Annotated in this window: 22 protein-coding genes; 13 read left to right on the forward strand and 9 right to left on the reverse strand. The window is 71.8% G+C overall.

The genetic code is table 11. The features are described 5' to 3' along the window. Positions 1-21: 21 nt before the first annotated feature. The 6 genes from KBX26_RS30430 (at position 22) to KBX26_RS30455 (ending at position 6,897) form a co-directional block, all read left to right on the forward strand. On the forward strand, positions 22-978 hold the full coding sequence (locus KBX26_RS30430; protein WP_030333565.1) for a carbohydrate ABC transporter permease: 957 nt from the start codon (positions 22-24) through the stop codon (positions 976-978). Continuing rightward, the gene (locus tag KBX26_RS30435) at positions 975-1,889 is read left to right on the forward strand and encodes a carbohydrate ABC transporter permease (protein ID WP_210866981.1); all 915 of its coding nucleotides are present in this window, start codon (positions 975-977) and stop codon (positions 1,887-1,889) included. The genes KBX26_RS30430 and KBX26_RS30435 overlap by 4 nt, the downstream gene beginning before the upstream one ends. Continuing rightward, on the forward strand, positions 1,886-4,021 hold the full coding sequence (locus KBX26_RS30440) for an alpha-galactosidase (RefSeq protein WP_210866982.1): 2,136 nt from the start codon (positions 1,886-1,888) through the stop codon (positions 4,019-4,021). The genes KBX26_RS30435 and KBX26_RS30440 overlap by 4 nt, the downstream gene beginning before the upstream one ends. Positions 4,022-4,128: 107 nt before the next feature. After that, positions 4,129-4,530, forward strand: a complete 402-nt coding sequence (locus KBX26_RS30445) for a YciI family protein (RefSeq protein ID WP_210866983.1) — start codon at positions 4,129-4,131, stop codon at positions 4,528-4,530. Between the two features lie 3 nt (positions 4,531-4,533). After that, positions 4,534-5,820, forward strand: coding sequence for an RNA polymerase sigma factor (locus KBX26_RS30450; RefSeq protein WP_210866996.1), 1,287 nt, complete (start codon positions 4,534-4,536; stop codon positions 5,818-5,820). 756 nt (positions 5,821-6,576) lie between these two features. Beyond that, the gene (locus tag KBX26_RS30455) at positions 6,577-6,897 is read left to right on the forward strand and encodes a multidrug efflux SMR transporter (RefSeq protein ID WP_210866984.1); all 321 of its coding nucleotides are present in this window, start codon (positions 6,577-6,579) and stop codon (positions 6,895-6,897) included. Between the two features lie 54 nt (positions 6,898-6,951). On the opposite strand, the gene KBX26_RS30460 is transcribed toward KBX26_RS30455, so the two are convergent. After that, positions 6,952-8,298, reverse strand: coding sequence for a cellulase family glycosylhydrolase (locus KBX26_RS30460; protein ID WP_210866985.1), 1,347 nt, complete (start codon positions 8,296-8,298; stop codon positions 6,952-6,954). 373 nt (positions 8,299-8,671) lie between these two features. On the opposite strand from KBX26_RS30460, the gene KBX26_RS30465 reads away from it, so the two are divergent. Genes KBX26_RS30465 through KBX26_RS32850 form a run of 3 tightly spaced genes read left to right on the forward strand, consistent with a single transcriptional unit; the run spans position 8,672 to position 10,631 of the window. Then, a complete protein-coding gene (locus KBX26_RS30465) occupies positions 8,672-9,634 on the forward strand; it encodes a TIGR03557 family F420-dependent LLM class oxidoreductase (RefSeq protein ID WP_030336047.1) in 963 nt (320 codons plus the stop codon). Then, positions 9,631-10,506: an alpha/beta fold hydrolase gene (locus KBX26_RS30470; protein WP_307857947.1), complete on the forward strand. Its 876-nt coding sequence runs from the start codon at positions 9,631-9,633 to the stop codon at positions 10,504-10,506. The genes KBX26_RS30465 and KBX26_RS30470 overlap by 4 nt, the downstream gene beginning before the upstream one ends. Next, positions 10,503-10,631 (forward strand): hypothetical protein, encoded by a 129-nt coding sequence (locus tag KBX26_RS32850; protein WP_256443305.1) that lies wholly within the window; start codon positions 10,503-10,505, stop codon positions 10,629-10,631. Before KBX26_RS30470 ends, KBX26_RS32850 begins: the two co-directional genes overlap by 4 nt. Positions 10,632-10,642: 11 nt before the next feature. Here KBX26_RS32850 and KBX26_RS30475 read toward each other — a convergent pair whose 3' ends face one another. The 8 genes from KBX26_RS30475 to soxR all read right to left on the reverse strand — a co-directional run bounded on the left by KBX26_RS30475 (position 10,643) and on the right by soxR (position 17,534). Further along, positions 10,643-11,668 (reverse strand): hypothetical protein, encoded by a 1,026-nt coding sequence (locus KBX26_RS30475; RefSeq protein ID WP_210866986.1) that lies wholly within the window; start codon positions 11,666-11,668, stop codon positions 10,643-10,645. Positions 11,669-11,733: 65 nt separating this feature from the next. Further along, positions 11,734-12,543, reverse strand: a complete 810-nt coding sequence (locus tag KBX26_RS30480) for an endonuclease/exonuclease/phosphatase family protein (protein WP_030336054.1) — start codon at positions 12,541-12,543, stop codon at positions 11,734-11,736. An 11-nt stretch (positions 12,544-12,554) separates the two neighbouring features. After that, positions 12,555-14,045 (reverse strand): phosphatase PAP2 family protein, encoded by a 1,491-nt coding sequence (locus tag KBX26_RS30485; RefSeq protein ID WP_210866987.1) that lies wholly within the window; start codon positions 14,043-14,045, stop codon positions 12,555-12,557. A gap of 70 nt (positions 14,046-14,115) precedes the next feature. Then, on the reverse strand, positions 14,116-15,117 hold the full coding sequence (locus KBX26_RS30490; RefSeq protein ID WP_030336058.1) for a YihY/virulence factor BrkB family protein: 1,002 nt from the start codon (positions 15,115-15,117) through the stop codon (positions 14,116-14,118). After that, complete coding sequence (locus KBX26_RS30495; protein WP_307857948.1) at positions 15,110-16,114, reverse strand: diacylglycerol kinase family protein; 1,005 nt, start codon at positions 16,112-16,114, stop codon at positions 15,110-15,112. The genes KBX26_RS30490 and KBX26_RS30495 overlap by 8 nt, the downstream gene beginning before the upstream one ends. Before the next feature lie 93 nt (positions 16,115-16,207). After that, complete coding sequence (locus KBX26_RS32855) at positions 16,208-16,786, reverse strand: Clp protease N-terminal domain-containing protein (RefSeq protein ID WP_210866997.1); 579 nt, start codon at positions 16,784-16,786, stop codon at positions 16,208-16,210. Next, complete coding sequence (locus KBX26_RS30505) at positions 16,786-17,022, reverse strand: HTH domain-containing protein (protein WP_030336062.1); 237 nt, start codon at positions 17,020-17,022, stop codon at positions 16,786-16,788. Before KBX26_RS30505 ends, KBX26_RS32855 begins: the two co-directional genes overlap by 1 nt. A gap of 32 nt (positions 17,023-17,054) precedes the next feature. Next, entirely contained in the window at positions 17,055-17,534 is a 480-nt protein-coding gene (gene soxR, locus KBX26_RS30510) for a redox-sensitive transcriptional activator SoxR (RefSeq protein WP_210866988.1), read from the reverse strand. Positions 17,535-17,618: 84 nt separating this feature from the next. Here soxR and KBX26_RS30515 point away from each other — a divergent pair, with 84 nt between their 5' ends. From KBX26_RS30515 to KBX26_RS30530, 4 genes are all read left to right on the forward strand, one after another. Then, positions 17,619-18,506 carry an NmrA/HSCARG family protein gene (locus KBX26_RS30515; protein ID WP_210866989.1) on the forward strand — a complete coding sequence of 296 codons (888 nt, stop codon included), beginning with the start codon at positions 17,619-17,621 and terminating at the stop codon, positions 18,504-18,506. Positions 18,507-18,597: 91 nt separating this feature from the next. After that, complete coding sequence (locus KBX26_RS30520) at positions 18,598-19,458, forward strand: universal stress protein (protein ID WP_210866990.1); 861 nt, start codon at positions 18,598-18,600, stop codon at positions 19,456-19,458. Between the two features lie 66 nt (positions 19,459-19,524). After that, positions 19,525-21,918, forward strand: a complete 2,394-nt coding sequence (locus KBX26_RS30525) for a phosphoketolase (protein WP_210866998.1) — start codon at positions 19,525-19,527, stop codon at positions 21,916-21,918. Positions 21,919-21,929: 11 nt separating this feature from the next. Next, positions 21,930-22,787, forward strand: a complete 858-nt coding sequence (locus tag KBX26_RS30530) for a universal stress protein (protein WP_210866991.1) — start codon at positions 21,930-21,932, stop codon at positions 22,785-22,787. The last annotated feature ends 112 nt before the right edge of the window (positions 22,788-22,899 follow it).

A 22,899-nucleotide genomic window follows, 5' to 3' on the forward strand; every position in this document is an offset into this window, starting at 1 on the left:
CGGCGGAAGGGGAAGGACATCGTGTCCGACCTGCCCCTGATCCAAGCGGATCGCGCCGTGCCGCCGCCGGCGACGACCACCTCCACGGGTGGCCGTCGCCGGCGGCTACGGCTCCTGTCCCGCACCGACCGCGTGGTCATCACGCTGATGGTGCTCGTCCCGCTGCTGCTCGTCACCGGGTTCGTCTGGCTGCCGGCGGCGGCCACCGTGCTGCTCTCCGGCACCAACTGGGACGGCATCGGCCCGCTCAACGAGATCGAGTTCGTCGGCGCGCGAAACTACAGCGACGTGGTGAACATCTACCCGCCGTTCGTGCCGGCGATCCAGAACAACCTGCTCTGGCTGGCGACGCTGTTCGTGGTCGCCACCCCGTTCGGCATGTTCCTGGCCGTGCTGTTGGACAAGGAACTGCGCGGCAGCCGCTTCTACCAGACCGCGCTCTACCTGCCGGTGGTGCTCTCACTGGCGCTCATCGGCTTCGTCTGGCAGCTGCTCTACTCCCGGGACCAGGGCCTGATCAACGCCGCCTTCGGTAGCAGCATCGACTGGTACGGCGACTCGAACGTCAACATCTGGGCGGTCATGGTCGCCTCCGGGTGGCGGCACGTCGGGTACATCATGCTGCTCTACCTGGCCGGCCTGAAGGGTGTCGATCCGTCGCTGCGGGAGGCCGCAGCCGTCGACGGCGCCTCGGAGAGCCGGACGTTCTTCCGGGTCGTGTTCCCGGTGCTGCGGCCGATCAACATCATCGTGCTGGTGGTGACCGTGATCGAGTCGCTGCGCGCGTTCGACCTGGTCTGGGTGGTCAACAAGGGCCGCAACGGACTGGAGCTGATCTCCGCGCTGGTCACCCAGAACGTGGTGGGTGAGGCGAGCCGGATCGGTTTCGGCTCGGCCCTGGCGACGATCATGCTGGTCGTCTCGCTGGTCTTCATCACCATCTACCTGGCGACCGTGATGAGGGAGAACCGGGAATGAGCACCGCGACCGTCACCCGGCGTACCGAGGGTGAGCCCGACGCGCCGACGCGCCGCCGCGCGCTGACCCCGATGCGGATGCTGCTGCACGGCTTCCTCATCGTCGTCTCGTTGGCCTGGCTCTTCCCGATCGCCTGGGCGGTGCTGACCTCGCTGCGCTCGTACGACTACACCGCACGCAACGGCTACGTCTCGTTCGGCGGCTGGACCTTCGACAACTACGTCACCGCCTGGCGGACGGCGGAGTTCGGGCAGCACTTCCTCAACTCGGTGTACATCACCGTGCCGGCGGTGCTGCTGACCCTCTTCCTCGCCTCCTGCGTGGCGTTCGTCATCGCCCGGTTCAGTTGGAAGCTCAACCTCGTCCTGCTGGGGGTCTTCACCGCGGCCAACCTGCTGCCCCAGCAGGCGCTGCTCATCCCACTGTTCCGGCTGTTCACCGAGGTGCCGCTGCCGGAGTTCATGAGCGACTCCGAGCTGCTCTACGACAGCTACTGGGGCCTCATCCTGATCAACGTGGCCTTCCAGTGCGGCTTCTGCGTCTTCGTGCTCAGCAACTACATGAAGGCGCTGCCCCGTGACCTGTACGAGGCGGCGATGGTCGACGGGGCGAGCATCTGGCGGCAGTACTGGCAGGTCACCATGCCGCTGTGCCGGCCGGCCCTGGCCGCGCTGGCGACGCTGGAAGTGACCTGGATCTACAACGAGTTCTTCTGGGCCACCGTCCTCATGCGCACCGGCGACAAGTTCCCGGTGACCAGCTCGCTGAACAACCTGCGCGGCGAGTTCTTCACCGACAACAACCTGGTCTCGGCGGGCAGCGTGCTCGTCGCGATCCCCACCCTGGTGATCTTCTTTATGCTCCAGCGGCACTTCGTCCGGGGCCTGACCTTGGGAGCCTCCAAAGGATGACGATCCTGCACCTGCGCCGCGCGCGGACCAGCCTGGTGCTCGACGCGCGCGGCCCGGGACTGCCCCGGGTCGTGCACTGGGGCGGCGACGTCGGCGACCTCGACGACGACGGCCTGCGCCAGCTCACCGACGCGACAGCACCGCCGGTGGTGCCGAGCAGCTTCGACGAACCGACGGTGCTGTCAGTGCTGCCGGAGGCCAGCGCGGGTTGGAGTGGCCGCCCGGGGCTGGCCGGGCACCGCGACGGACGGGACTGGTCCACCTCCTTCCGCCTCGACGGGTTGGACGTGCGCGACCGCGGGCCCGGCGCGGCGCGGGTGACAGTGCGGGCCTCGGACCCGGCCGCCGGGCTGACCGTGACCATCGAGATCACGCTCGACCCGTACGGCCTGCTGACCGTCCGGCACCGGCTGCGCAACGACGGCGACAGCGGGTACGAACTGCGGGAGCTGACACCGGTGCTGCCGGTGCCGGCGGTCGCCACCGAACTGCTCGACCTGACCGGCCGGTGGTGCCGGGAACGGTCCCCGCAGCGGCACCCGTGGCAACACGGCGCCTGGGTTCGCGAGAGCCGGCGTGGTCGTACCGGGCATGACGCCACACTGCTGCTGGTGGCCGGCACCAGCGGCTTCGACTTCGGCCACGGCGAGGTCTGGGCGGTGCACACCGCGTGGAGCGGCGACCACGTCACGTTCGCCGAGCGTCGGCCCACCGGCGAGTCGACGCTCGGTGGCGGTGAGCTGCTGACCGCCGGGGAGATCCGGCTCGGCCCCGGCGAGTCGTACGAGACTCCCCTGCTCTACGCGGTCTGGTCCGACGCCGGGCTGGACGGGCTCAGCGACGTGCTGCACACCCACCTGCGGGCCCGCCCCGGGCACCCGCGCTCCCCCCGCCCGGTGACCCTCAACGTCTGGGAGGCGGTCTACTTCGACCACGACCTGGACCGCCTGCGGGCACTCGCCGACCGGGCCGCGCAGATCGGCGTGGAGCGGTTCGTGCTCGACGACGGCTGGTTCCGCGGCCGGCGCGACGACACCGCCGGGCTCGGCGACTGGTACGTCGACGAGGGTGTCTGGCCGGACGGCCTGCAACCGCTGATCGACCACGTCACCGGCCAGGGTCTCCAGTTCGGCCTCTGGGTCGAGCCCGAGATGGTCAACCCCGACTCGGACCTGTTCCGCGCGCACCCCGACTGGTTGCTCGCCGTGCCGGGGCGGCTGCCGCCGGCCTGGCGTCACCAGCAGGTGCTCGACCTGGGCCGCCCCGAGGCGTACGACTACGTGCGGGAGCGCCTCGACGCGCTGCTCACCGACCACCCCGGCATCCGGTACCTCAAGTGGGACCAGAACCGGGACCTCACCGAGGCCGGGCACCACGGCCGCCCCGGGGTGCACGGGCAGACCCTGGCGGTCTACCGGCTCCTCGACGAGTTGCGCGGTCGCCACCCGGGCGTGGAGATCGAAAGCTGCTCGTCCGGTGGGGCCCGGGTGGACCTGGCCATCCTCGCGCGCACCGACCGGGTCTGGGCCAGCGACTGCAACGACGCCCTGGAGCGGCTCAGCATCCAGCGCTGGACGGGGTTGCTGCTGCCACCGGAGCTGATCGGCACCCACATCGGCCCGGAACGCTCGCACACCACCCGCCGCGTCCACGACCTGGGCTTCCGGGCGGCGACCGCGCTCTTCGGCCACCACGGCATCGAGTGGGACATCGCGTCGATCAGCATCGCCGAGCAGGCCGAGCTGGCCGCCTGGGTGGCACTGCACAAGCGGCTGCGCCCGCTGCTGCACTCCGGCCGGGTGGTCCGGGTCGACCACCAGGACCCGGCCGTCTGGGCGCACGGCGTGGTCGATCACGAGCAGACCCGAGCGGTGTACGCGGTGGCCCGGCTGACCACCTCGGTGGCGCAGGTTCCCGGCGCGGTACGGCTACCCGGCCTCGACCCCGGCCGGCGGTACCGGGTGCGGCAGGTGTCGGACGTACCAGCCCCGGCGACCTTCGACCTGTCCGCGCCCGCGTGGTTGGCGGCGGGTGTGACCCTCAGCGGGGCGGCGCTGACCCGGGTGGGTGTGCAGCTGCCCGCCCTGCACCCGGAGCAGAGCCTGGTGCTGGAGGTCGACGCGGTCGACTGACAGGATTCTCTGGAAAAAGTTGTGGCCGGGGTGTCGAGAACGGCAGAGCCTGCTTCTACCTCAGGGTGAGAGCACCGACGAGGGTGCGCGGGCGTGAGGAGCCAACCATGAAGTACATGCTGCTGATGCAGTTCAGCGCCGCCGGGGCCGACTTCCCGAGCATCGACACCTGGACCCAGGACGAGGTGCGGGCGCACATCGCCTTCATGGGCGAGGTCAACGACAAGCTCACCGCCGCCGGGGAGTGGGTCGACGGCCAGGGCCTCGGTGGCCCGCAGCAGGCCCGGATCGTCCGGGCTGGTGAGGGCGGGACGCCGGTCGTCACCGAGGGGCCGTTCGCCGAGACGAAGGAGTTCCTGGCCGGCTTCTGGATCGTCGACTGCGAGAGCCCGCAGCGGGCCGTGGAGGTGGCCGCGTACATCTCCACCGCACCCGGCCCCGGCGGTCGGCCGCTGAACATGCCGATCGAGGTGCACCCGGTGATGTCCGCTCCGCCAGCGGAGCTGTGAGGGCTGAACACCGAACCCCGCGTCGAGGACCTGCTGCGCGAGTTGGCGCCGCAGGTCCTCGGCGTGCTCAGCCGCCGCTTCGGTGACTTCGCCACCGCCGAGGACGCGGTGCAGGAGGCGCTGCTGGCCGCCGCCACCCAGTGGCCGTCCGAGGGCCTACCGGTGAACCCCCGTGGCTGGCTGATCCAGGTCGGTTACCGCCGGATGATCGAGCTGGTCCGCGGTGAGCAGGCCCGACGCCGCCGGGAGGACCTGGTCGCCCGGCAGGCCCCGGACGACCGGCAGTACGCGCCGGCACCGGACGAGGAGTTGACCGCCGAGCGGGACGACACGTTGGTCCTGCTCTTCCTCTGCTGCCACCCGGCGCTCGCGCCGACGTCGGCGGTGGCGCTGACCCTGCGCGCTGTCGGTGGGTTGAGCACCGCCGAGATCGCCCGCGCGTTCCTGGTGCCCGAGGCGACGATGGCGCAGCGGATCAGCCGGGCCAAGCAGCGCATCCGGGCATCCGGGCTGCCGTTCCGGATGCCCGAGCCGGCGGAACGGGCGGACCGGTTGGTCACCGTCCGGCAGGTGCTCTACCTGATCTTCACCGAGGGGCACACCAGCACCAGCGGCCCGCACCTGCGCCGGATCGACCTCGCGGCGGAGGCGATCCGGCTGACCCGCGCACTGCACACGCTGCTGCCCAACGACAGCGAATCGGCCGGGCTGCTGGCGTTGATGCTGCTCACCGAGGCTCGCGGGCCGGCACGGACCGGCCCCTCGGGTGAGCTGATCTCACTGGCCGATCAGGACCGCAGCCGCTGGGACGCCGCGGCGATCGCCGAGGGCATCACACTGGTCACCCGGGCCCTGCCACGTGGGCCGGTCGGCCCGTACCAGGTGCAGGCCGCCATCGCCGCCGTGCACGACGAGGCGCCGAGCACGGAGCAGACCGACTGGCCGCAGATCCTGGCGCTCTACGAGGTGCTGGAACGCCTCGCCGGCAGCCCCGTGGTGGCGCTCAACCGGGCCGTGGCGACGGCCATGGTGCACGGTCCCGCCGCCGGCCTGGCCGCCCTCGACGCGCTGACCCACGACCCGCAGTTGGCCGGACACCACCGGTTGGCCGCCGCCCGCGCTCACCTGCACGAGATGGCCGGTGACCGGGCCCGGGCGATCGCCGACTACCGGACCGCCGCCGCCCGCACGAGCAGCCGCCCCGAACAGCTCTACCTGACCATGCGGGCGGCCCGACTGGCCGCCGAGTCCGAGGACGGCCCGCCGGCTGCTGTCGAGGCCGAGGTGTAGCCGATCGGCCTCAGCGGGCCGGCCCGCCGAACGCTCGCCGAACGTGCAGGTGTCGCGACGCGGCCGTCTCCCCTGACGGCCGACGCCGCGGGGGTGCGCCGTAAGCGCCCCCACCCGCCACGACTGGCAATCTTGGACACTTTCCGTCAGCGCAGAGCGGAAAGTGTCCAAGATCTACCCGGCCAACTCCCTCTCACGCCGCCACCCCCGGGGAGCGCGGCGAGGTTGCGGCGAGGCGAGGCCGGGGCCGGCGCGGCACAGACCGGAGGCACGAGCACGAGCACGGGCACGGCACGGGCACGAGCGAGAACGAGCACGGGTGCGGAGCGGGTGCGGAGCGGGTGCGGAGCGGGTGCGGAGCGGGTGCGGAGCGGGTGCGGAGCGGGTGCGGAGCGGGTGCGGAGCGGGTGCGGAGCGGGTGCGGAGCGGGTGCGGAGCGGGTGCGGCAGCCTTTGGAGCTGATGCCGTAAACGATTCATCCACCGGGACGGCGTCGGGCGCCCAGCGCATCCGATTCGTTTGCGGCATCAGCTCCAAAGGGGTGCTGTGGCAGATGTGGGGGCCGCGCGGACGTCGCCCCGACGGGGCGGCCGGTTGTCGCGCCGAAGCGCGGCCGGACTTCACGCCGAAGCGCGGCCGGACTTCACGCCGACAGGACGGCCGGGCGTCACGCCGACGGGGCGGCCGGACGTGGACGTCGCCGGCACTAGCCTGGGCAGCGATGGGTTCGTCGACCACGGAGGACCAAGGGGACGCATGGCGTACGTGCTGCTGGGGATCGCGATCCTCGCCGAGGTGCTGGCGACCAGCCTGATCAAGAGCACCGCCGGGTTCACCCGCGTGTGGCCGACGGTGGCCTGCCTCGGCGGTTACGCGCTGGCCTTCGTCCTGCTCGCCCAGGCCGTCAAGGAAATCCCGGTGGGCGTGGCGTACGCCCTCTGGTCGGGTCTGGGCACCGCGGCCATCGTGGCGATCGGGGCGGTGTTCCTGGGTGAGTCGGTGGGGCTCGCCAAGCTCACCGGCATCGCGCTGATCATCGCCGGAGTGGTCATCGTGAACCTGGCCGGGGAGCACTGACCGGACCGGTTCCGGTGGTCGGGACCGACGCGGACCCGACCACCGGTCCGACGATCAGCTCGCCGTGCAGCTCAGCGTCGGCGCGCTGTTGGTGCCGGTCCAACTACCGAGGAAGCCGAAGCTGGCACTGGCCCCGGCGGTCAGCCGCCCGTTGTACTCGGCATTGCGGGCGGTCACGGTGGTGCCGCTGCTGGTGAGGGCCACGTTCCAGGACTGGGTGACGCTCTGGCCGTTCGCGAAGGTCCACCCGGCGGTCCAGCCGGTGATCGCCCTCGCGCCGGCGGTCACCCGTACCTCAGCCTGGAAGCCGCCCTGCCACTGGTTGGTCACCGTGTACGTCGCCGTGCACCCACCGGCCGGCGGCGGCGTCGTGGGCGGCGGCGTCGTCGGGGGCGGGGTGGTCGGCGGAGGGGTGCCGCCGAAGACGCTGGCCTCCCGGGCGGTCTGCCGGATGCCGTTGGCACCGTTGAAGAGGCGCTGACCCCAGTCGGTCAGGCTCGCCGGGTTGAAGTTGGTGGCCAGGTCGAGATACTCCACACCGCCGCCGTTACCGCTCCACGACCAGCCCAACCAGCCGATCCCGTTGGCCTGGCTGTACGCGAGGATGGTGTCCTCGTCCGGGTTCCCATCGGAGTGGTTGAAGCCGAACTCACCGACCACGATGGGCAGTCCCGCGCTGCGGAACCGGCCCAGGTAATCGCTGATCTCCGCGGCGGTGTCGAACACGCCGTACATGTGGATCGAGAAGACCGTGTTGCGGGCCGGGTCGGCGGCGAAGACCGACGCGGCGTTGTCGCGCATGGTGAACGACCAGTCCTGGCCCCAGTTCGGCGCGTCCACCATGATCGTGTGGTTCAGTCCGCCGGCCCGCAGGCGCTTGATCGCATTGGCGTTGTCGGTGGCCCAGGAGGCGTAGTTCTGGTTGCCGTACGGCTCGTTGCCGATGTTGACGATGACGTACTTTTCCTGACCGGAGAGGACATCGGCGAGACTGAGCCAGTAGTCGACGGCGCGGGCCAGGGTGATCGCGCCGCTCTGCTCGCCGTACCCGGTGGTGTCGTGCACCTCCAGCACACAGATCAGCCGGTTGGCCTTGCAGAGTGAGATGACGTTGGCGACGTCGGCGTTGGTGTTGCGGGTCCAGCGGTCGCCGCTGGAGAGCACCACCCGTACGGTGTTCGCGCCGAGCGCCTTGACGTCGGCGAACGAGCTGGTCTGCTGCGGGTACCAGGTGTGCGCGTGGTTGACGCCGCGCATGATGAATTCGGTGCCGTTGGCGTCGTACAACTTGCCGCCAGCGACGGAGAAACCGGCCGCGGCGTGCGCCGGCTGGCCGAACGCCAGCACGGTGACGAGCAACGCGAGCAGTGTCGCGCCGGCGGCGGAGAGTCGAGTCTTCATGGCCTTCCTCAGGGAGGAACCCCCGGTGCCCGACAGGGGTGGGACGTGACAGGGAAGGCGGCTGCAGCCCGGCAGCCGCGCCCGGCTCCCGGCGCAGGCATCAGCGTAGGGCGATGGGATGGTCATCGCAACCGGTTCAGTTGGCGGATCCGATGCCCGGACAGCCGCAACGGCCCACGCGGACGCAGGCCGTCACGGGGCGGTCATCCCCACCACAGGATGTGCGCCACACCCGGCTCTTAACCGGTTAAGAGCGACGGTAGGCAGGTGACTGCGATCCGTCAAGGACGGGTCAGTCGAACCGGACGAGAGGGTTGACCGGCGCGCACCGGGGTATCCCGGGAACGATCCGTCGGTGAGAGGGGATACCAGGATGGTCAGCGTCGGCTACACCCTGATGAGCGAGCAGGCCGGGCCCAAGCAGCTGGTGGACCACGCGGTGCGGGCGGAAGCGGCCGGTTTCGACCAACTGGTGGTCTCCGACCACTACTACCCCTGGCTGGACTCCCAGGGCCACTCCCCGTACGCCTGGTCGGTGCTCGGCGCGGTCGCCCACGCCACCTCCCGCGCGCAGCTGATGTCGTTCGTGACCTGCCCGATCCGTCGCTACCACCCGGCCGTGGTCGCGCAGAAGGCCAGCACGGTCGGGGCGCTCTCGGACGGCCGGTTCACCCTCGGCCTGGGTGCCGGGGAGAACCTGAACGAGCACGTGGTGGGCGGCTGGCCGCACGTCCAGCAGCGGCACGAGATGTTCGAGGAGGCGTTGCAGATCATCCGTCCGTTGCTCAACGGGGAGACGCTGACCTTCTCCGGCAACCACTTCGACGTGCCCGACGCCTACGTCTGGGACCGCCCGGAACGGCCGGTGCCGATGGCCGTCGCCGCGTCCGGTCGACAGTCCGCGACACTGGCCGCCGAGTACGGCAACGGCATCATCTCCACCGAACCCGACCGGCACATCATCGAGATGTACGACGACGCCGGGGGCGCCGGCCAGCCCCGCTACGGCCAGGTGGCCATCTGCTACGGCCCCGACGAGGCCGAGTGCCGCAAGATCGTGCACGACCAGTTCCGCTGGTTCGGGATGGGTTGGAAGGTCAACGCCGACCTGCCCAACCCGGACTCCTTCGCCGCCGCCACCCAGTTCGTGCGCGAGGAGGACGTCGCCGAGGGCATCTCCTGCGGTCCGGACGTGGACGCGCACGTCGAGGCGTTCGCCAAGTTCGTCGACGCCGGCTTCACCCACGTGGCGATCATCCAGGTCGGCGGGGAGACCCAGCCGATGTTCCTGGACTGGGCGCAGGAGCAACTGCTGCCCCGGTTGCGCGAGCTGTGAACCGAGACGTCGTCGACCGGCCGACCGGGTCGCCCCACCGCACCTCCGTCGGCCGGTTCGGGCCGGCCGACTTGCGGCTCGCCATGGCAGCGCCCCGGCCGGCTGGCGGACTGACCAGCGAGTGGCGGCTCGTCGACGGGCTGCGCACCCACACCCGCCGCAGCGCCGACCCGGTGAACGGGGCACCGCCCGTGGTGCTCGTGCACGGCCTGGCGGTCTCGCACCGGTATCTCACCCCGCTGGCCGTCGCGCTCTCCAGCACCCATCAGGTGTACGTGCCGGACCTGCCCGGCTTCGGGCTCTCCGCGCACCCCCGGGGCGCGTACGACGTCCGCCGGCACGCCGAGCATCTCGCCGCCTGGCTGGCCGCGTACCAGTTGCCGCCGGTCTGCCTGCTGGGGCACTCGTTCGGCGCGGAGGTCGCCGCCGCGCTCGCCGCTACCCACCCCGACGCGGTACGCGCGCTGGTGCTGGCCGGTCCGACGAGTGACCCGGCGGCCCGGTCCCGACGGGCCCAGTTCGGTCGTTGGCTGGTGGACATCCCGCGCGAGGCGCCGCTGCAGGCCCCGATCCTGGTGCGGGACGTCTGGAACGCCCGGCCCTGGCGGGTCCTTGCGACGCTGTCGCACTCGGTGCGTAACGCCATCGAGGCCGACCTCGTCCAGGTCGGCGTGCCGACTGTCGTCGTCACCGGCGACCGCGACCCGGTCGTGCCACACCTGTGGCGGAACAAGGCCACCCGACTGGTGCCGGCGGCGACAGTGGTGGTCGTACCCGGTGCCGCGCACAACGTGGTCACGACCGCGCCGACGGCGGTCGCGGACGCGATCCGCCACCTGCTCGCCCCACGACCCACATCCACTGACAGGTGACCATCATGCGTTTCGGCAACACGGAGATCCGCCCGCTCGGCGGTGGCCTCGGCTGCCTCCTGATGATCCTCTTCTCGATCGTCGCATCGGTGGTGCTGACCGTCCTGCTGAACCTGGTGCTCTGAGGCCGCACCCCTCAACGGCGCAGGCCCAGGGCGGTGAGCACCTCCCGGGCGCCCAGCCGGGCCGGGTCGAGCACCGAATGGCGGACCCAGCGGGCCACCGGCGCGACGGTGGCTCGCCACACCGCCCTGAGGCCCCGCACCACCGGCACGACCGTCACCGACCAGACCCACCGGAGGCCGCGCAGCAGCGGGCGCACTGTGTGCCGCCACAGCCAGCGCAACCCTGTCCCGAGTGGGCGCAACACCAGCCGGTAGAGCTGTCGCAGCAGCCAGCCGGCCGTCCGCCACGCGCCGAGCACCGCGGCGACGACCAGCCGACCTGACCCCGCGACGAGCCACCAGAGCCCGCGCAGGAGCCCGACGAACGCGGCACTCAGCGCCCTGTCGAGCGCGCCGACGGCACGCCGCAGCAGCCGTCCGACGGGGGTGAGTGCCGCGCCCAACCAGCTCAGCGGCCGCAGGACCAGGCGCTCGGCGAGCCACGCCAGACCACGCCCCAGCGCGACCAGTGGCGGACGCAACCCTCGACGGGCCAACCAGACCAACGGGAGCCAGATCACCGTGCGGGCCACCCACGCGAGTGCGGACGCCAGCCAGACCAGCGGCAACCACACCAGAGTGCGGGCCACCCACGCCAGCGCACGCCCTACCCACACCAGCGGCAGCCACACCAGGTGCCGGGCACACCAGGCCAGCGGCAGCCACACCACAGTGCGGGCCACCCACGCCAGACCACGGCCCACCCAGACCAGCGGCAGCCACACCAGGTGCCGGGCACACCAGGCCAGCGGGGGCCAGAACAGCCGGTGCAGCAGCCGGCCGGCAGCCGCGATCAGCTCCCAGAGCAGGCGTACGGGCAGCACCACGACCAGCGCCACACCGCGCGCGACGGCCGCGACGAGCGGAAGCGCGACGGCGGCCGGCTGCGCCGTTGCCGAGACCAGCGGGTCGCCGGCCGGATGCGCCATCGTCGGCGCGGCCCGGTGCTCGACCGACGGACCGGGCAGCGGCGGGCGCAGGGGGTGGCGGTCGGTCACGGTGGCACGGTAATCGGCCCGCGCCACACCGTGGGGGCGGGCCGCGCGAGGCGGCGGACGGCCGGTCAGCCGGCGGACAGCTCCACTGTGGCGAGCAGCGGATAGTGGTCGGAGGCGGTGGCCGTCGCATCGTCGCGGACCACCCGACAGTCGTGCAGCCGTTGCGCCACAGCGGTGCTGCCGAGCAGGTAGTCCAGCCGCATCCCGGCGAACTCGGCCCCGCCCAGCCGGGTGGGCACGGTGAGGCCGTCGGCCTCCGGTGCGTCGACGTTGCCCGCCGGCCAGAGGTCGACGAGGCCGGCGGCGAGCAGCCGGGCGATCGCGCGGGTGTCCACCGCACCGCCGGAGCGACGCAGGTGCCGCCGCCGGTAGAGCGTGGGCATGCCGGCCAACCGGGCGGTGTGGTCGACCGTCGGATCGAGCGCGTTGAGGTCACCGGTGACCAGCGCCAGCGGCCCCTCGTTGCGGCGCATCGCCGCGACCAACCAGTCGACCTCCATCCGCCGTCGACCCCCCGAGTACGGGTAGAGGTGGGTGCCGAGCACGGTGAACGGGCCGGCGGACGTGGCCACCACGACGCGGGCGGCGGCGTGGTGGAACGGGCGGCGCACCGACCCGGCGTCGACGACCCGGTACGGCGGCCGGACCAGCACCGCCACCGGCTGCCCGAAGCAGGACCGGGCCAGGTGGGGCGTCATCCCCACCCGGCCCGCCACGGTGGCCAGCAACCCGTCCCGGTCGAAGCCGCGCAGCTCCTGCAGGGCCAGCACGTCCGGTGCCTGCTCGTTGATGACCTGGACCACCTGATCCAGCCGGTCGGGGCCGCCGCGATCCCGACCGCCGGTGCGGATGTTCCAGGTCATCACCCGCAGCACGACGGCGACACCTAGTCGGCTCGGCCGGCCCGCGCCAGCTCGTCGTCGAGAGTGTCCACGTCCTCCGACTCGATGGCCGGCTGGTTGCCTTCCTTCAGGTCCTCGTTGGGGCGGACCACCAGGTAGAGCAACCCGATCCAGAGCGCGGAGAGCAGGATCGCGCCCATGAAGTCGGTCGGGTGGTGCATCCCCCGGTACATCCGGGAGGTGGCCACCCCGACCGGCATGATCACGGCCAGCGCCACGAAGAGCCACCGCCACCACCGGTCGGTACGCGGGAAGACGATGAGGGTGATCGCCAGCCAGATGCAGATCGTGGCCGCGATGTGCCCGGACGGGAACGACGAGGTGGGCATCTGCCCGTCCAGGTTCTCCACCGGCGGACGCGGCCGGTCGACGACGTGCGCCGACGCCAGGAAGAGGGTCAGCTCACCCACCATCGCCAGCGCCACGAAGAGCACCGGGCGCCAGCGCCGCCACACCGCCAGCACCAGCGGGCAGAACACCAGCGAGATCAGCAGGATGGCATGGGTGTCACCGAACTTGCTCCACCACCAGCTGACGTCGGTCAGCACCTCGGTGTGCCGCTCGGCGAACCACTGCGGCACCTCGGTGTCCAGGGTGTCGAAGAAGGTGCCCTTGGCGTGGTAGCTGACGTACGTGCCGAAGGCGTACAACGCCCCGAACACGATCACCCAGCCGACCAGCAGCTCGGCCACCGCGGAGCGGGGATGGGCCAACACGTGTTCCTCGGCGGGAGCGGGGGCGATGTCGTGCCCCGCCTCAGGCTCCAGGCCCTCGGTCAACGGCGGCACCGGCCGGCCGCGCTCGCGCCGCCACAGCCGGAAGGCGTACGCGGTGACGCCCAGCCAGGCGGCCCCGAGCAGCCAGGCGCCCAGCACGTCGGAGACGAAGTGCACGCCCAGCGCGATCCGGGTCAGACCGACCAGCACCACCAGCACACCGACGCCGACGATGGCCGGCTTGCGCCAGCGGGGCGCCATCGCCGGCAGGAACACCAGCAGCAGCGCTCCGTACGCGACGAACGAGCCGAGCGCATGCCCGCTCGGGAAGCTGTTACCGGGCGCGCTGGCGATCGGCACGTCCACCACCGGGCGGAGCCGGCCGACGAGCGTCTTCAGCGACGGGTCGAGGATCAGGCCACCGACCCCCGTGATGATCAGGTAGACGGCGAGTCGGGGTTGCCGCCGGATCAGCAGCCCGACCACGGCGATGGTGACCAGCCAGATGAGGATCGGCCGGCCGCCCAGGTCGGTCACCGCCTGGAGCACGGTGACCAGCGCGTGGTGCGGGGCGACGAGCCCGTTGAACCACTCGGCGAGCGCGTGGTCGGCGTCCTGCAGTGGGCTCCACCGCACCCGGACGAGCAACAACAGCAGCCCGAAGGCCACGCCGGCACCGATGACGGCCACCAGGCCGGCAATGCTCCGTTCGGCGAAATGACCGATCGGACGGCGCGCCACCTCTTTGACCGCGGTCACCCCGCACCTCCCTTGTCGGCTCTGGCGAGGCGCTTTACCCGATCCGCGTCCGTTGTACACGCCGGTGCCGCTAGAGGGCCGACATGTCCCCGGTGTCGTACAGCTCGGCGCGGTCCGGGTCGGGCTCCCACAGGTCCGGTTGGGCGGGCTCCCGCACACCGATGCGCAGCGCCTCCAGTTGGGCGGCGAAGGCCAGCCCACCGAAGAGGGCCATCCCGGTCAGGTTCGCCCAGAGCAGCAGCGCCATCATGCCGGTCAACGCACCGTAGGTCTGCCCGAAATCGTCACTGAACCGCACGTACGCGGCGAGCAGCAGGCTGGCCAGCCACCACAGGGCCGTGGCGATCCCGGCGCCGAAGAACAGCCAGGAGAGGCCGGGCTGGTTGCGGCGTGGCGCCTGCCGGAACAGCACGGCAACGGCGAGGACGGTCAACGCGAGGCTCAGCGGGAAGCGGACCACGTTCCAGATGCCGTTGGCGACCTCACCCCACTCGTAGTGCTCCCGTACCGAGTCGCCAATCGCGCCGCCGCCGACCAGGATCAGGAAGCCGGCGAGCGCGGGCAGACCGGCGGTGACGGCCAGCACGGCGGCGCGGACATATTTCCGCAGCGCCGGGCGGTCCCGTTCGACCCCGTAGATGCGGTTGGCGCCCCGCTCGATCTGGGCCATCGTGGTGGTCAGCGCGAACAGGCCGGTGAGCAGACCGAGGGTGAGTGCCAGCTCCCCGGCATCCTCCACCCTTTCGCCCTCGCCGAGCAGCTCGCCGACCATCTGCGCGCTCTGGCCGGGGGTGACCGCCAGGACGGTGTCGGCGACAACCTGGCCGCCCTCCTGGACACCCAGCTCGCTGATCAGGCCGGTGAGGGCGATCAGGAAGGGCACCACGGCGAGGCACAGCTGCAGCGCGAAGGCCCGGGAGTGGCTGAACCCGTCGCCGTAACGGAAGCGGATGAAGGCGTCCCGCAGCAGGTGCCAGCCGCCCTCGCGACGCAGCGTGTGCCAGGCGTCGTCGGCGGACAGCTCCTCGTCGGCCATCAGCCGGGTCTCCGGCACGATGCGGGTGCTACTCACGACGCGCTTCCTCGATCAGCTGCTCGCCCCGCTCTCCGGCGCCCTGCGCGTCGACGGCCAGGTCGGGGGCGTCCTCGGGCTGGGGGACGCAGAGCCAGAGCGCCTGCGGGCGAACCTCGGCGTGCAGTTGCCGGCCCGGTGTGATGAGGTCGCCGTCCAGCTCCCGGGGCTGTGCCCGGTTGCTGGTGACCACCACACGCCGGCCCCGGAACACCTCCATCTGTGGCACCCGGCCGCTGCGACGGACCACCGCCCAACCGAGCGCGAGCCAGTGCCGCAGGCTGCGCGGGGTGAGCACGGCGACGTCGAGCCAGCCGTCGTCCGGCTCGGCCTCGGTGAGCAGGCGAACCCCGCCCTGCAGGCGGCCGACGTTGGCGATCAGGACCGAGCGGGCCCGGCGGCGCAGCGGCGGGCGGTCGTCGATGCGGATCTGCACCCGCATCGGCCGGTCGCGCAGGTGCCGGGCCGCGCCCATCACGTACGCCGGCCAGCCGATGCGGGCCTTGGTGGTCTCGTTGGTGGCTTCGAGCATCTGGGCGTCGAAGCCCATGCCGGCCATCACTGTGAAGTACTGATCCTCGACCGCGCCGACGTCGAGCAGCCGTCGGCCGCGTTCGACAGCGACCTCCAACCCGGCGGCCAGGTCGGTGGAGAGCCCCAGGTTGGCGGCGAGCAGGTTGCCGGTGCCCTGCGGCAGCACGGCGAGGGCCACGTCGGTGCCGACGAGCGCGCTGACGCAGGACATCACGGTGCCGTCACCGCCGCAAGCGAAGACCAGGTCGACGCCGGCCTTGACGGCCTGCTCGGTCTGGCCGCGGCCCGGGTCGTCGACTGTCGTCTCGTACCACTGCGGCGCTGGCCAGCCGGCGGCGGCCAGGGCGTCGTCGACGGTGCGTCGCAGCTCGTCGAGATCGTCGACCTTCACCGGGTTGACCACCACGGCGGAGCGCAGCCCGCCGTCGCCGCCTGAGGGCCGTCTGTCCTGTCCAGCATCCACGGCGCCAGTGTGCAACACGCGGACGGCTTCAGCGACCCGGCGACCGGCCCGCGTCGGAAGTGCCACAGACAGGTTTCAAGATGGCTCCACCCGTCAGGCCGCCGCCCGCAGCGCGACCTCCACCCGCCGGCGCAGATCGTCGAGGTCGACCCCGGACTCGGTGAGCACCAACGCGCCCAGCCCGCCGCCCTCCCGCAGCACCCCGAGCAGGATGTGCTCGGTGCCGATGTGGCGGTGGCGCAGGCGCAGGGCCTCCCGCAGGGACAGCTCCAGCGCCTTCTTCGAGCGGGGCGAGAACGGGCCGCCGAGGTAGCGCTTTCGCCCCCAGCGGCGGCGCGGCGCCGGCACCGCCTCCCGTAGTGCGTCCGGGCCGAACGACTGCTCGATGCGGGCCACGATCGCGGCCAGGTCGATGCCGATCTCCCGCAGGGCCGCCGCGTCCGCGTCGCCCAGACCGGCGCCGCCGCTCACTGTGTGCCGGCGGATGCGTTCGCGCAGGTCGTCGGCGCGCACCCCGGCGTCGGCGAGCACCCGGCTGGCCAGCCCGTTGTCGTCGGCGAGCATGGCGAGCAGCAGGTGCTCGGTGCCGACCGGCCGTTGACCCTCGGCCCGTGCCTCCTCCAGAGCCCGCCGCACCACGTCGCGCGCCCGGTCGGTGAACCGTTCGAACATCACGCCTCCCAGGATGAGTTGACCGCCGGTCGCCCGGCGTGCTTCTTGTGCACTGCCTGTCGGCTGACCTCGAGCGTGTCGGCGATCTCCTGCCAGGACCAGCCCTGTCGTCGGGCGTTGTCCACCTGGACCACCTCGAGCCGCTCGAGCAGCCGGCGGAGCGCGCGGACGGCGCGGAGCCCGACCCGGGGGTCGGTGCTGCCGGCTGCCGCCGCGAGTTCTGTCGCCTGACTCATGCTGTCAACATACGTTGACAGCACTCGCCGTGTCAACCCTGGTTGACATGATCGGTTCGCGGCGACAGCAACCGGCGCGCTCCGGCGCCCTCACGACCGAGCACGTCACGGGGGTTGGTCAGATGGCAGGCCCGCAGCGACAGGCAGCCACAGCCGATGCAATCGCTGAGGTCGTCGCGGAGCGCCTGCAACTGCGCGATCCGCGCGTCGAGTTCGGTACGCCAGGCCGCCGACAGCCGGGCCCAGTCGTCGGGGGTCGGGGTGCGTTCGCTGGGCAGCTGATCCAGGGCTTCGCGGATCGCCGTCAGCGAGATGCCCACGTTCTGGGAGGCCCGGATGAACGCGACCCGCCGCAGGGTGTCGCGGCCGTACCGGCGCTGGTTGCTCGCCGTCCGCGTGCTGCGGATGAGGCCCTTGCGCTCGTAGAAGTGCAGCGCCGAGATGGCGACACCGCTGCGGTCGGCGACCTGCCCGACGGTGAGTTCGTGAAACGTGGTGCGGGGCCTCGGCATTGATCGACCGTACCGCTTGACCTCAACCGTGGTTGAGGCCAGAGGATCAGCGGCGTCCCCGAACCGCGAACAAGGAGCCCCTCTGTGACCACAGTTCTCGTCATCGGCGCCACCGGGCAGCAGGGCGGCGCCGTCGCCGATCTGCTGCTCCAGCGCGGCCACGAGGTGACCGCCTATGTCCGCTCACCCGAGTCGCCGCCCGCCCGGGCGCTGTCCGCAGCGGGAGCACGGCTCGTCACCGGTGACCTGGGCGACCCGGTGGCGCTCGCCGACGCCGCCCACGGCGTCGACGCGATCTTCGGACTGTCCGTTCCGTTCGGATCCGGTGGGAAGAACGAGGAGATCGCCCAGGGTCGCCTCCTGGTCGACGCGGCGGCGCGGGCCGAGGCGCACCTCGTCTACTCCTCGGTACGCGGCGCCGACCGGATGGTCGAGTCCGACATCGATCACGCCGACAGCAAACAGCACGTCGAGGCGTACCTGCGAAAGCAGCAGGTACGCGCGACCGTCCTCGGACCGGTGTACTTCATGGAGAACGTCCTGAACACCGGGTTCAGCCGCCTCACCGACGGCGTCCTGGCCAACCCGCTCTCCGGGGGCAAGCCGCTGGACCAGGTAACCGTCCGGGACATCGCCGGCCTCGCCGTGCACGCCGTCGAGCACCCCGATCGGTTCGTCGGCGAGCGGATCGACGTCGTCTCCGACCGGGTGACCGGCGAGGAGGCGGCCCGCGTCCTCAGCGACGTTCTCGGCCGTGAGATCCCGTACCGACAGCTGCCGTTGGATCAGGTCCGGCAGTGGGCCGGCAACGAGATCGCCGACATGTTCCAACGCTTCGAGGACAACACCGACTTCGTCGACGTCGACGCGCTGCACGCCGCGTACCCCGACGTCGTCTGGCACCGCTACGCCGACTGGGCGCGCACTGTCGACTGGGACCGGGTCCTCTCCACCCGGGCGAGCGGGCGATAACCCAACGACGCAACGCCACAGTGCTCATCCGACTACCCTCGGTCAGGACAGCTTGGTCGTGCCGGGCGCGACGCCCGGGAGGTGATATCGGATGGCCGCACCCGCCGACGCAGCGGTGCTGGTCGGCCTCGGGTCGGAACTCGACCTTCCGGTCGTCGAACAGGCCGCGCAGGAGGCCTCCGACCACGGCCGGCCACTGCACCTGCTGAACACCTTCGACTGGCGCGCGGCGTTCGACGCGGACACCGTCGCCGCACCCCGCGACCAGGCCGAAAAGCTGATCGCCCGCGCCGCCCAGCTCGCCCACCAGACCGAGCCGGGGCTGACCGTACGCGGGGAGATCGTCGAGAGTGCCATGCTGCCCACCCTCATCCGCCGCTCGGAGGCTGCCTTCCTGCTGGCCGTCGGCGACAGCGGCATGGCGGGCAGCGGTCAGTGCGTTCCGGCCGAGACGACCGCCGTGCAGTTGGCCGCCCGGGCCGGCTGCCCCCTGTTGGTGGTCCGGCGTGAGCCGCCACCGCAGGGCCCGGTGCTGGTGGGGGTGGACGGCTCGCCCAGCTCGCACCTCGCCCTGCAGTGGGCCGTGGAGTGCGCGGCCCGCCGCGACGCCCGACTGCTGGCCCTGCGGGTGGTGGAGTACGACGAGGACACCGACGCTGTCGCCGAGCAGCTCACCGAGGCACTGGCCCGGCACACCGGCCGCGACAACACCGTGCCGACCGAGTGTCGCGTGGTACGCGGCGACCCCGCCGAGGTGCTGATCGACACCTCCCGCCACGCGCAGGTGGCACTGGTCGCCGCCCGCGGCGACGAACCGGGCCGGGCCATGCTCGGTGCGGTGGCCCAGTCCCTGCTGTACCACTCACCGGCCCCGGTTGTCGTCGTCCGCGGCCTGGCCGAGGCGCCACTGACCGGGCCTGGTGCCCGGCCGACGCGGGACCAACGGCCCTGACCCGAGTCGTCCACACCGACCAGGCTGAACACCGGACGCTCCACACCTACCGCGAGAGGCAGCATGATGGACACCGCTCTCGACGTGCACCGCGCCCTCACCGACGACGAGCTGCGTCGGCTGGACGCCTACTGGCGCGCCGCGAACTACCTCACCGTCGGGCAGATCTACCTGCTGGACAACCCGCTGCTGCGGGAGCCGTTGACAGTCGACGACATCAAGCCGCGACTGCTCGGCCACTGGGGCACCAGCCCCGGCCTCAACCTGATCTACGCCCACCTCAACCGGGTGATCGTTGCCCGCGACCTGAACGCCATGCTGGTCACCGGCCCCGGCCACGGCGGCCCGGCCATCGTGGCCAACACCTGGCTGGAGGGCACCTGGTCGGAGCGCTACCACGACGTGGCGCGCGACGAGGCCGGGATGTCCAAGCTGTTCCGCCAGTTCTCCTTCCCCGGCGGCATCCCCAGCCATGTGGCGGCGGACGTGCCGGGCTCGATCCACGAGGGCGGTGAGCTGGGGTACGCGCTGAGCCACGCCTACGGCGCCGCGTTCGACCACCCGGACCTCGTGGTGGCCTGCGTCATTGGCGACGGTGAGGCGGAGACCGGGCCACTGGCCGGCAGTTGGCTCTCCAACGTGTTCCTCAACCCGGCGCGCGACGGCGCGGTGCTGCCCATCCTGCACCTCAACGGCTACAAGATCGCCAACCCGACCGTACTGTCCCGGATCCCCGAGGCCGACCTGCTCGACCTGATGCGCGGCTCGGGCTACCAGCCGTACGTGGTGGCCGGCGACGACCCGGCGCAGGTGCATGGCACGCTCGCCGCGACGCTGGACCGGGCACTGGACGAGATCGCCGAGATCCAGCGGCGGGCCCGCTCCGGCGGCGTCGTCGAACGCCCCCGCTGGCCGATGATCATCCTGCGGACGCCGAAGGGCTGGACCGGTCCCGCCGAGGTCGACGGCATCCAGGTGGAGGGCACCTACCGTGCCCACCAGGTGCCGCTGTCGGGCGTACGCGACAACCCGGCGCACCTGGCCGAGCTGGAGCAGTGGCTGCGCAGCTACCGGCCGGAGGAGCTGTTCGACGCCACCGGCGCGCCGGTGGACGAGCTGCGGACGTTGCCGCCGCGCGGCGACCGGCGGATGAGCGCCAACCCGGTCACCAACGGCGGCGTGGTGCTGCGTGACCTGGCCCTGCCGGACTTCCGCGACTACGGCGTGGAGGTCCCCGAGCCGGGCACGCCGATGGCCGGCGCGACCGGGGTGCTCGGCCCGTGGATCCGGGACGTGATCAGCGCCAACCCGGAGACGTTCCGGCTGTTCGGCCCGGACGAGGTCGCCTCCAATCGGCTGGGCGCAGCGTTCGAGGTGACCGACCGGGCGTGGGTGGCCGCGACGGTGCCCGGCGACGAGCACCTCTCCCCCGACGGGCGGGTCATGGAGGTGCTCTCCGAGCACCTGTGCCAGGGCTGGCTGGAGGGTTACCTGCTGACCGGCCGGCACGGCGTGTTCACCAGCTACGAGGCGTTCATCCACATCGTCGACTCGATGCTCAACCAGCACGCCAAGTGGCTGAAGGTGACCCGCGCCATCCCCTGGCGTCAGCCGATCGCCTCGCTGAACTACCTGCTGTCCAGCCACGTCTGGCGGCAGGACCACAACGGCTTCTCCCACCAGGATCCGGGCTTCATCGACCACGTCGTCAACAAGAAGGCCGAGGTGGTGCGGGTCTACCTCCCGCCGGACGCGAACACGCTGCTCGCCACGATGGACCACTGCCTGCGCAGCCGGCACTACATCAACGTGGTGGTGGCCGGTAAGCAGGCCGCGCCGAACTGGCTGACGATGACGGAGGCGATCCAGCACACGCGGCGTGGCCTGGGCATCTGGGAGTGGGCCAGCAACGACGGCGGCACCGAACCGGACGTGGTGCTCGCCTGCTGCGGAGACGTGCCCACCCTGGAGACGCTGGCCGCCGTCGAGCTGCTGCGCCAGCACCTCCCGGAGTTGAAGGTGCGCCTGGTCAATGTGGTCGACCTGATGCGGCTCCAGCCGGACACCGAGCATCCGCACGGTCTGACCGACAGAGAGTTCGACACCATCTTCACCGAGGACCGGCCCATCATCTTCGCGTATCACGGCTACCCGTGGCTGATCCACCGCCTCACCTACCGCCGGACCAACCACGAGAACCTGCACGTGCGCGGTTACAAGGAGGAGGGCACCACCACCACCCCGTTCGACATGGTGATGCTCAACGACCTGGACCGCTTCCACCTGGTCATCGACGTCATCGACCGGGTGCCCGGGCTGGCCGCCAGCGCCGCGCACCTGCGTCAACGGATGGTCGACGCCCGGCAGGCGGCCCGCGACTACACCCGCCGGTACGGCGAGGACGACCCCGAGGTCGCCGAGTGGCGCTGGATCCGCGAAACCGACCCGACCACCCCCTGAAGGAGGACGACGTGCGCGACGCGGAGATCCTGGTTGGCTACGACGGCTCCACCGACGCCTCGCTGGCCCTGAACTGGGCCGTGCAGGAGGCGCGGCACAGCGGCCAGCCGGTGCGGCTGGCGTACGTCTTCGAATGGCTGACGGTGGCCAGTTGGGTCGGCCCGGGGGTGGCGCCCGGCGTGTGGCCCGACGACACCGCCCGCCGGCAGGTCGACGAGCTGGTCCGCAAGGCCGCGGCGGACGCCGCCGCGGCCAACCCCGGGCTGAAGATCACCGGTGAGGTGTACGACGGGCCGCCCACCCTGGTGCTCCAGGAACGCTCGGCTGAGGCCGGGCTGCTGGTGCTCGGCAGCCGGGGCCACGGCGGATTCGGCGGCCTGCTGGTCGGGTCGACGGCGGTGTCCGTCGCCGCGCACGCCCACTGCCCGGTCGTGGTGGTCCGCGACGGGGTCGGCAGCGCCGCCACCGACACGTCGAGTCGCCCGGTGGCGGTCGGCGTGGACGGCTCGGAACCCTCGCTGGTGGCGCTCGGCTTCGCGGCCGAGCGGGCGGTGCAGCGGCAGGTGCCGTTGCGCGTCCTGCACGCCTGGACGCCGGGCCCCGGCGGAGCGGCCGGGGTGCCCGACGAGCGGGCCGCCGTGGAGCAGGCGCTGGAGCCGTGGCGACGGACCTACCCCGAGCTGCCGATGACCGTCGACCTGGTGTCGACCAGCCCGGCGGCGATGCTGATCGAGGCGAGTCGGGACGCGCTGCTGGTGGTGGTCGGCAGCCGGGGTCGGGGCGGGCTGGCCGGCATGCTGCTCGGCTCGGTCAGCCAGCAGCTCATCCAACACGCCCACTGCCCCGTCGCGGTGGTCCGCGAACGCTGAGCACCGCGGGCGTAACGACCCGGCGGGGACGGGACCTGTGGCCCTGCGGGGACACCACCGAGTGTCGCAGGATGAGGCGGCAACCCCGGCGCGGCGGCGCGCCGTGCGGCAC

Source organism: Micromonospora sp. C97 (genome assembly GCF_018070385.1).
Classification (GTDB): Bacteria; Actinomycetota; Actinomycetes; order Mycobacteriales; family Micromonosporaceae; genus Micromonospora; species Micromonospora parva.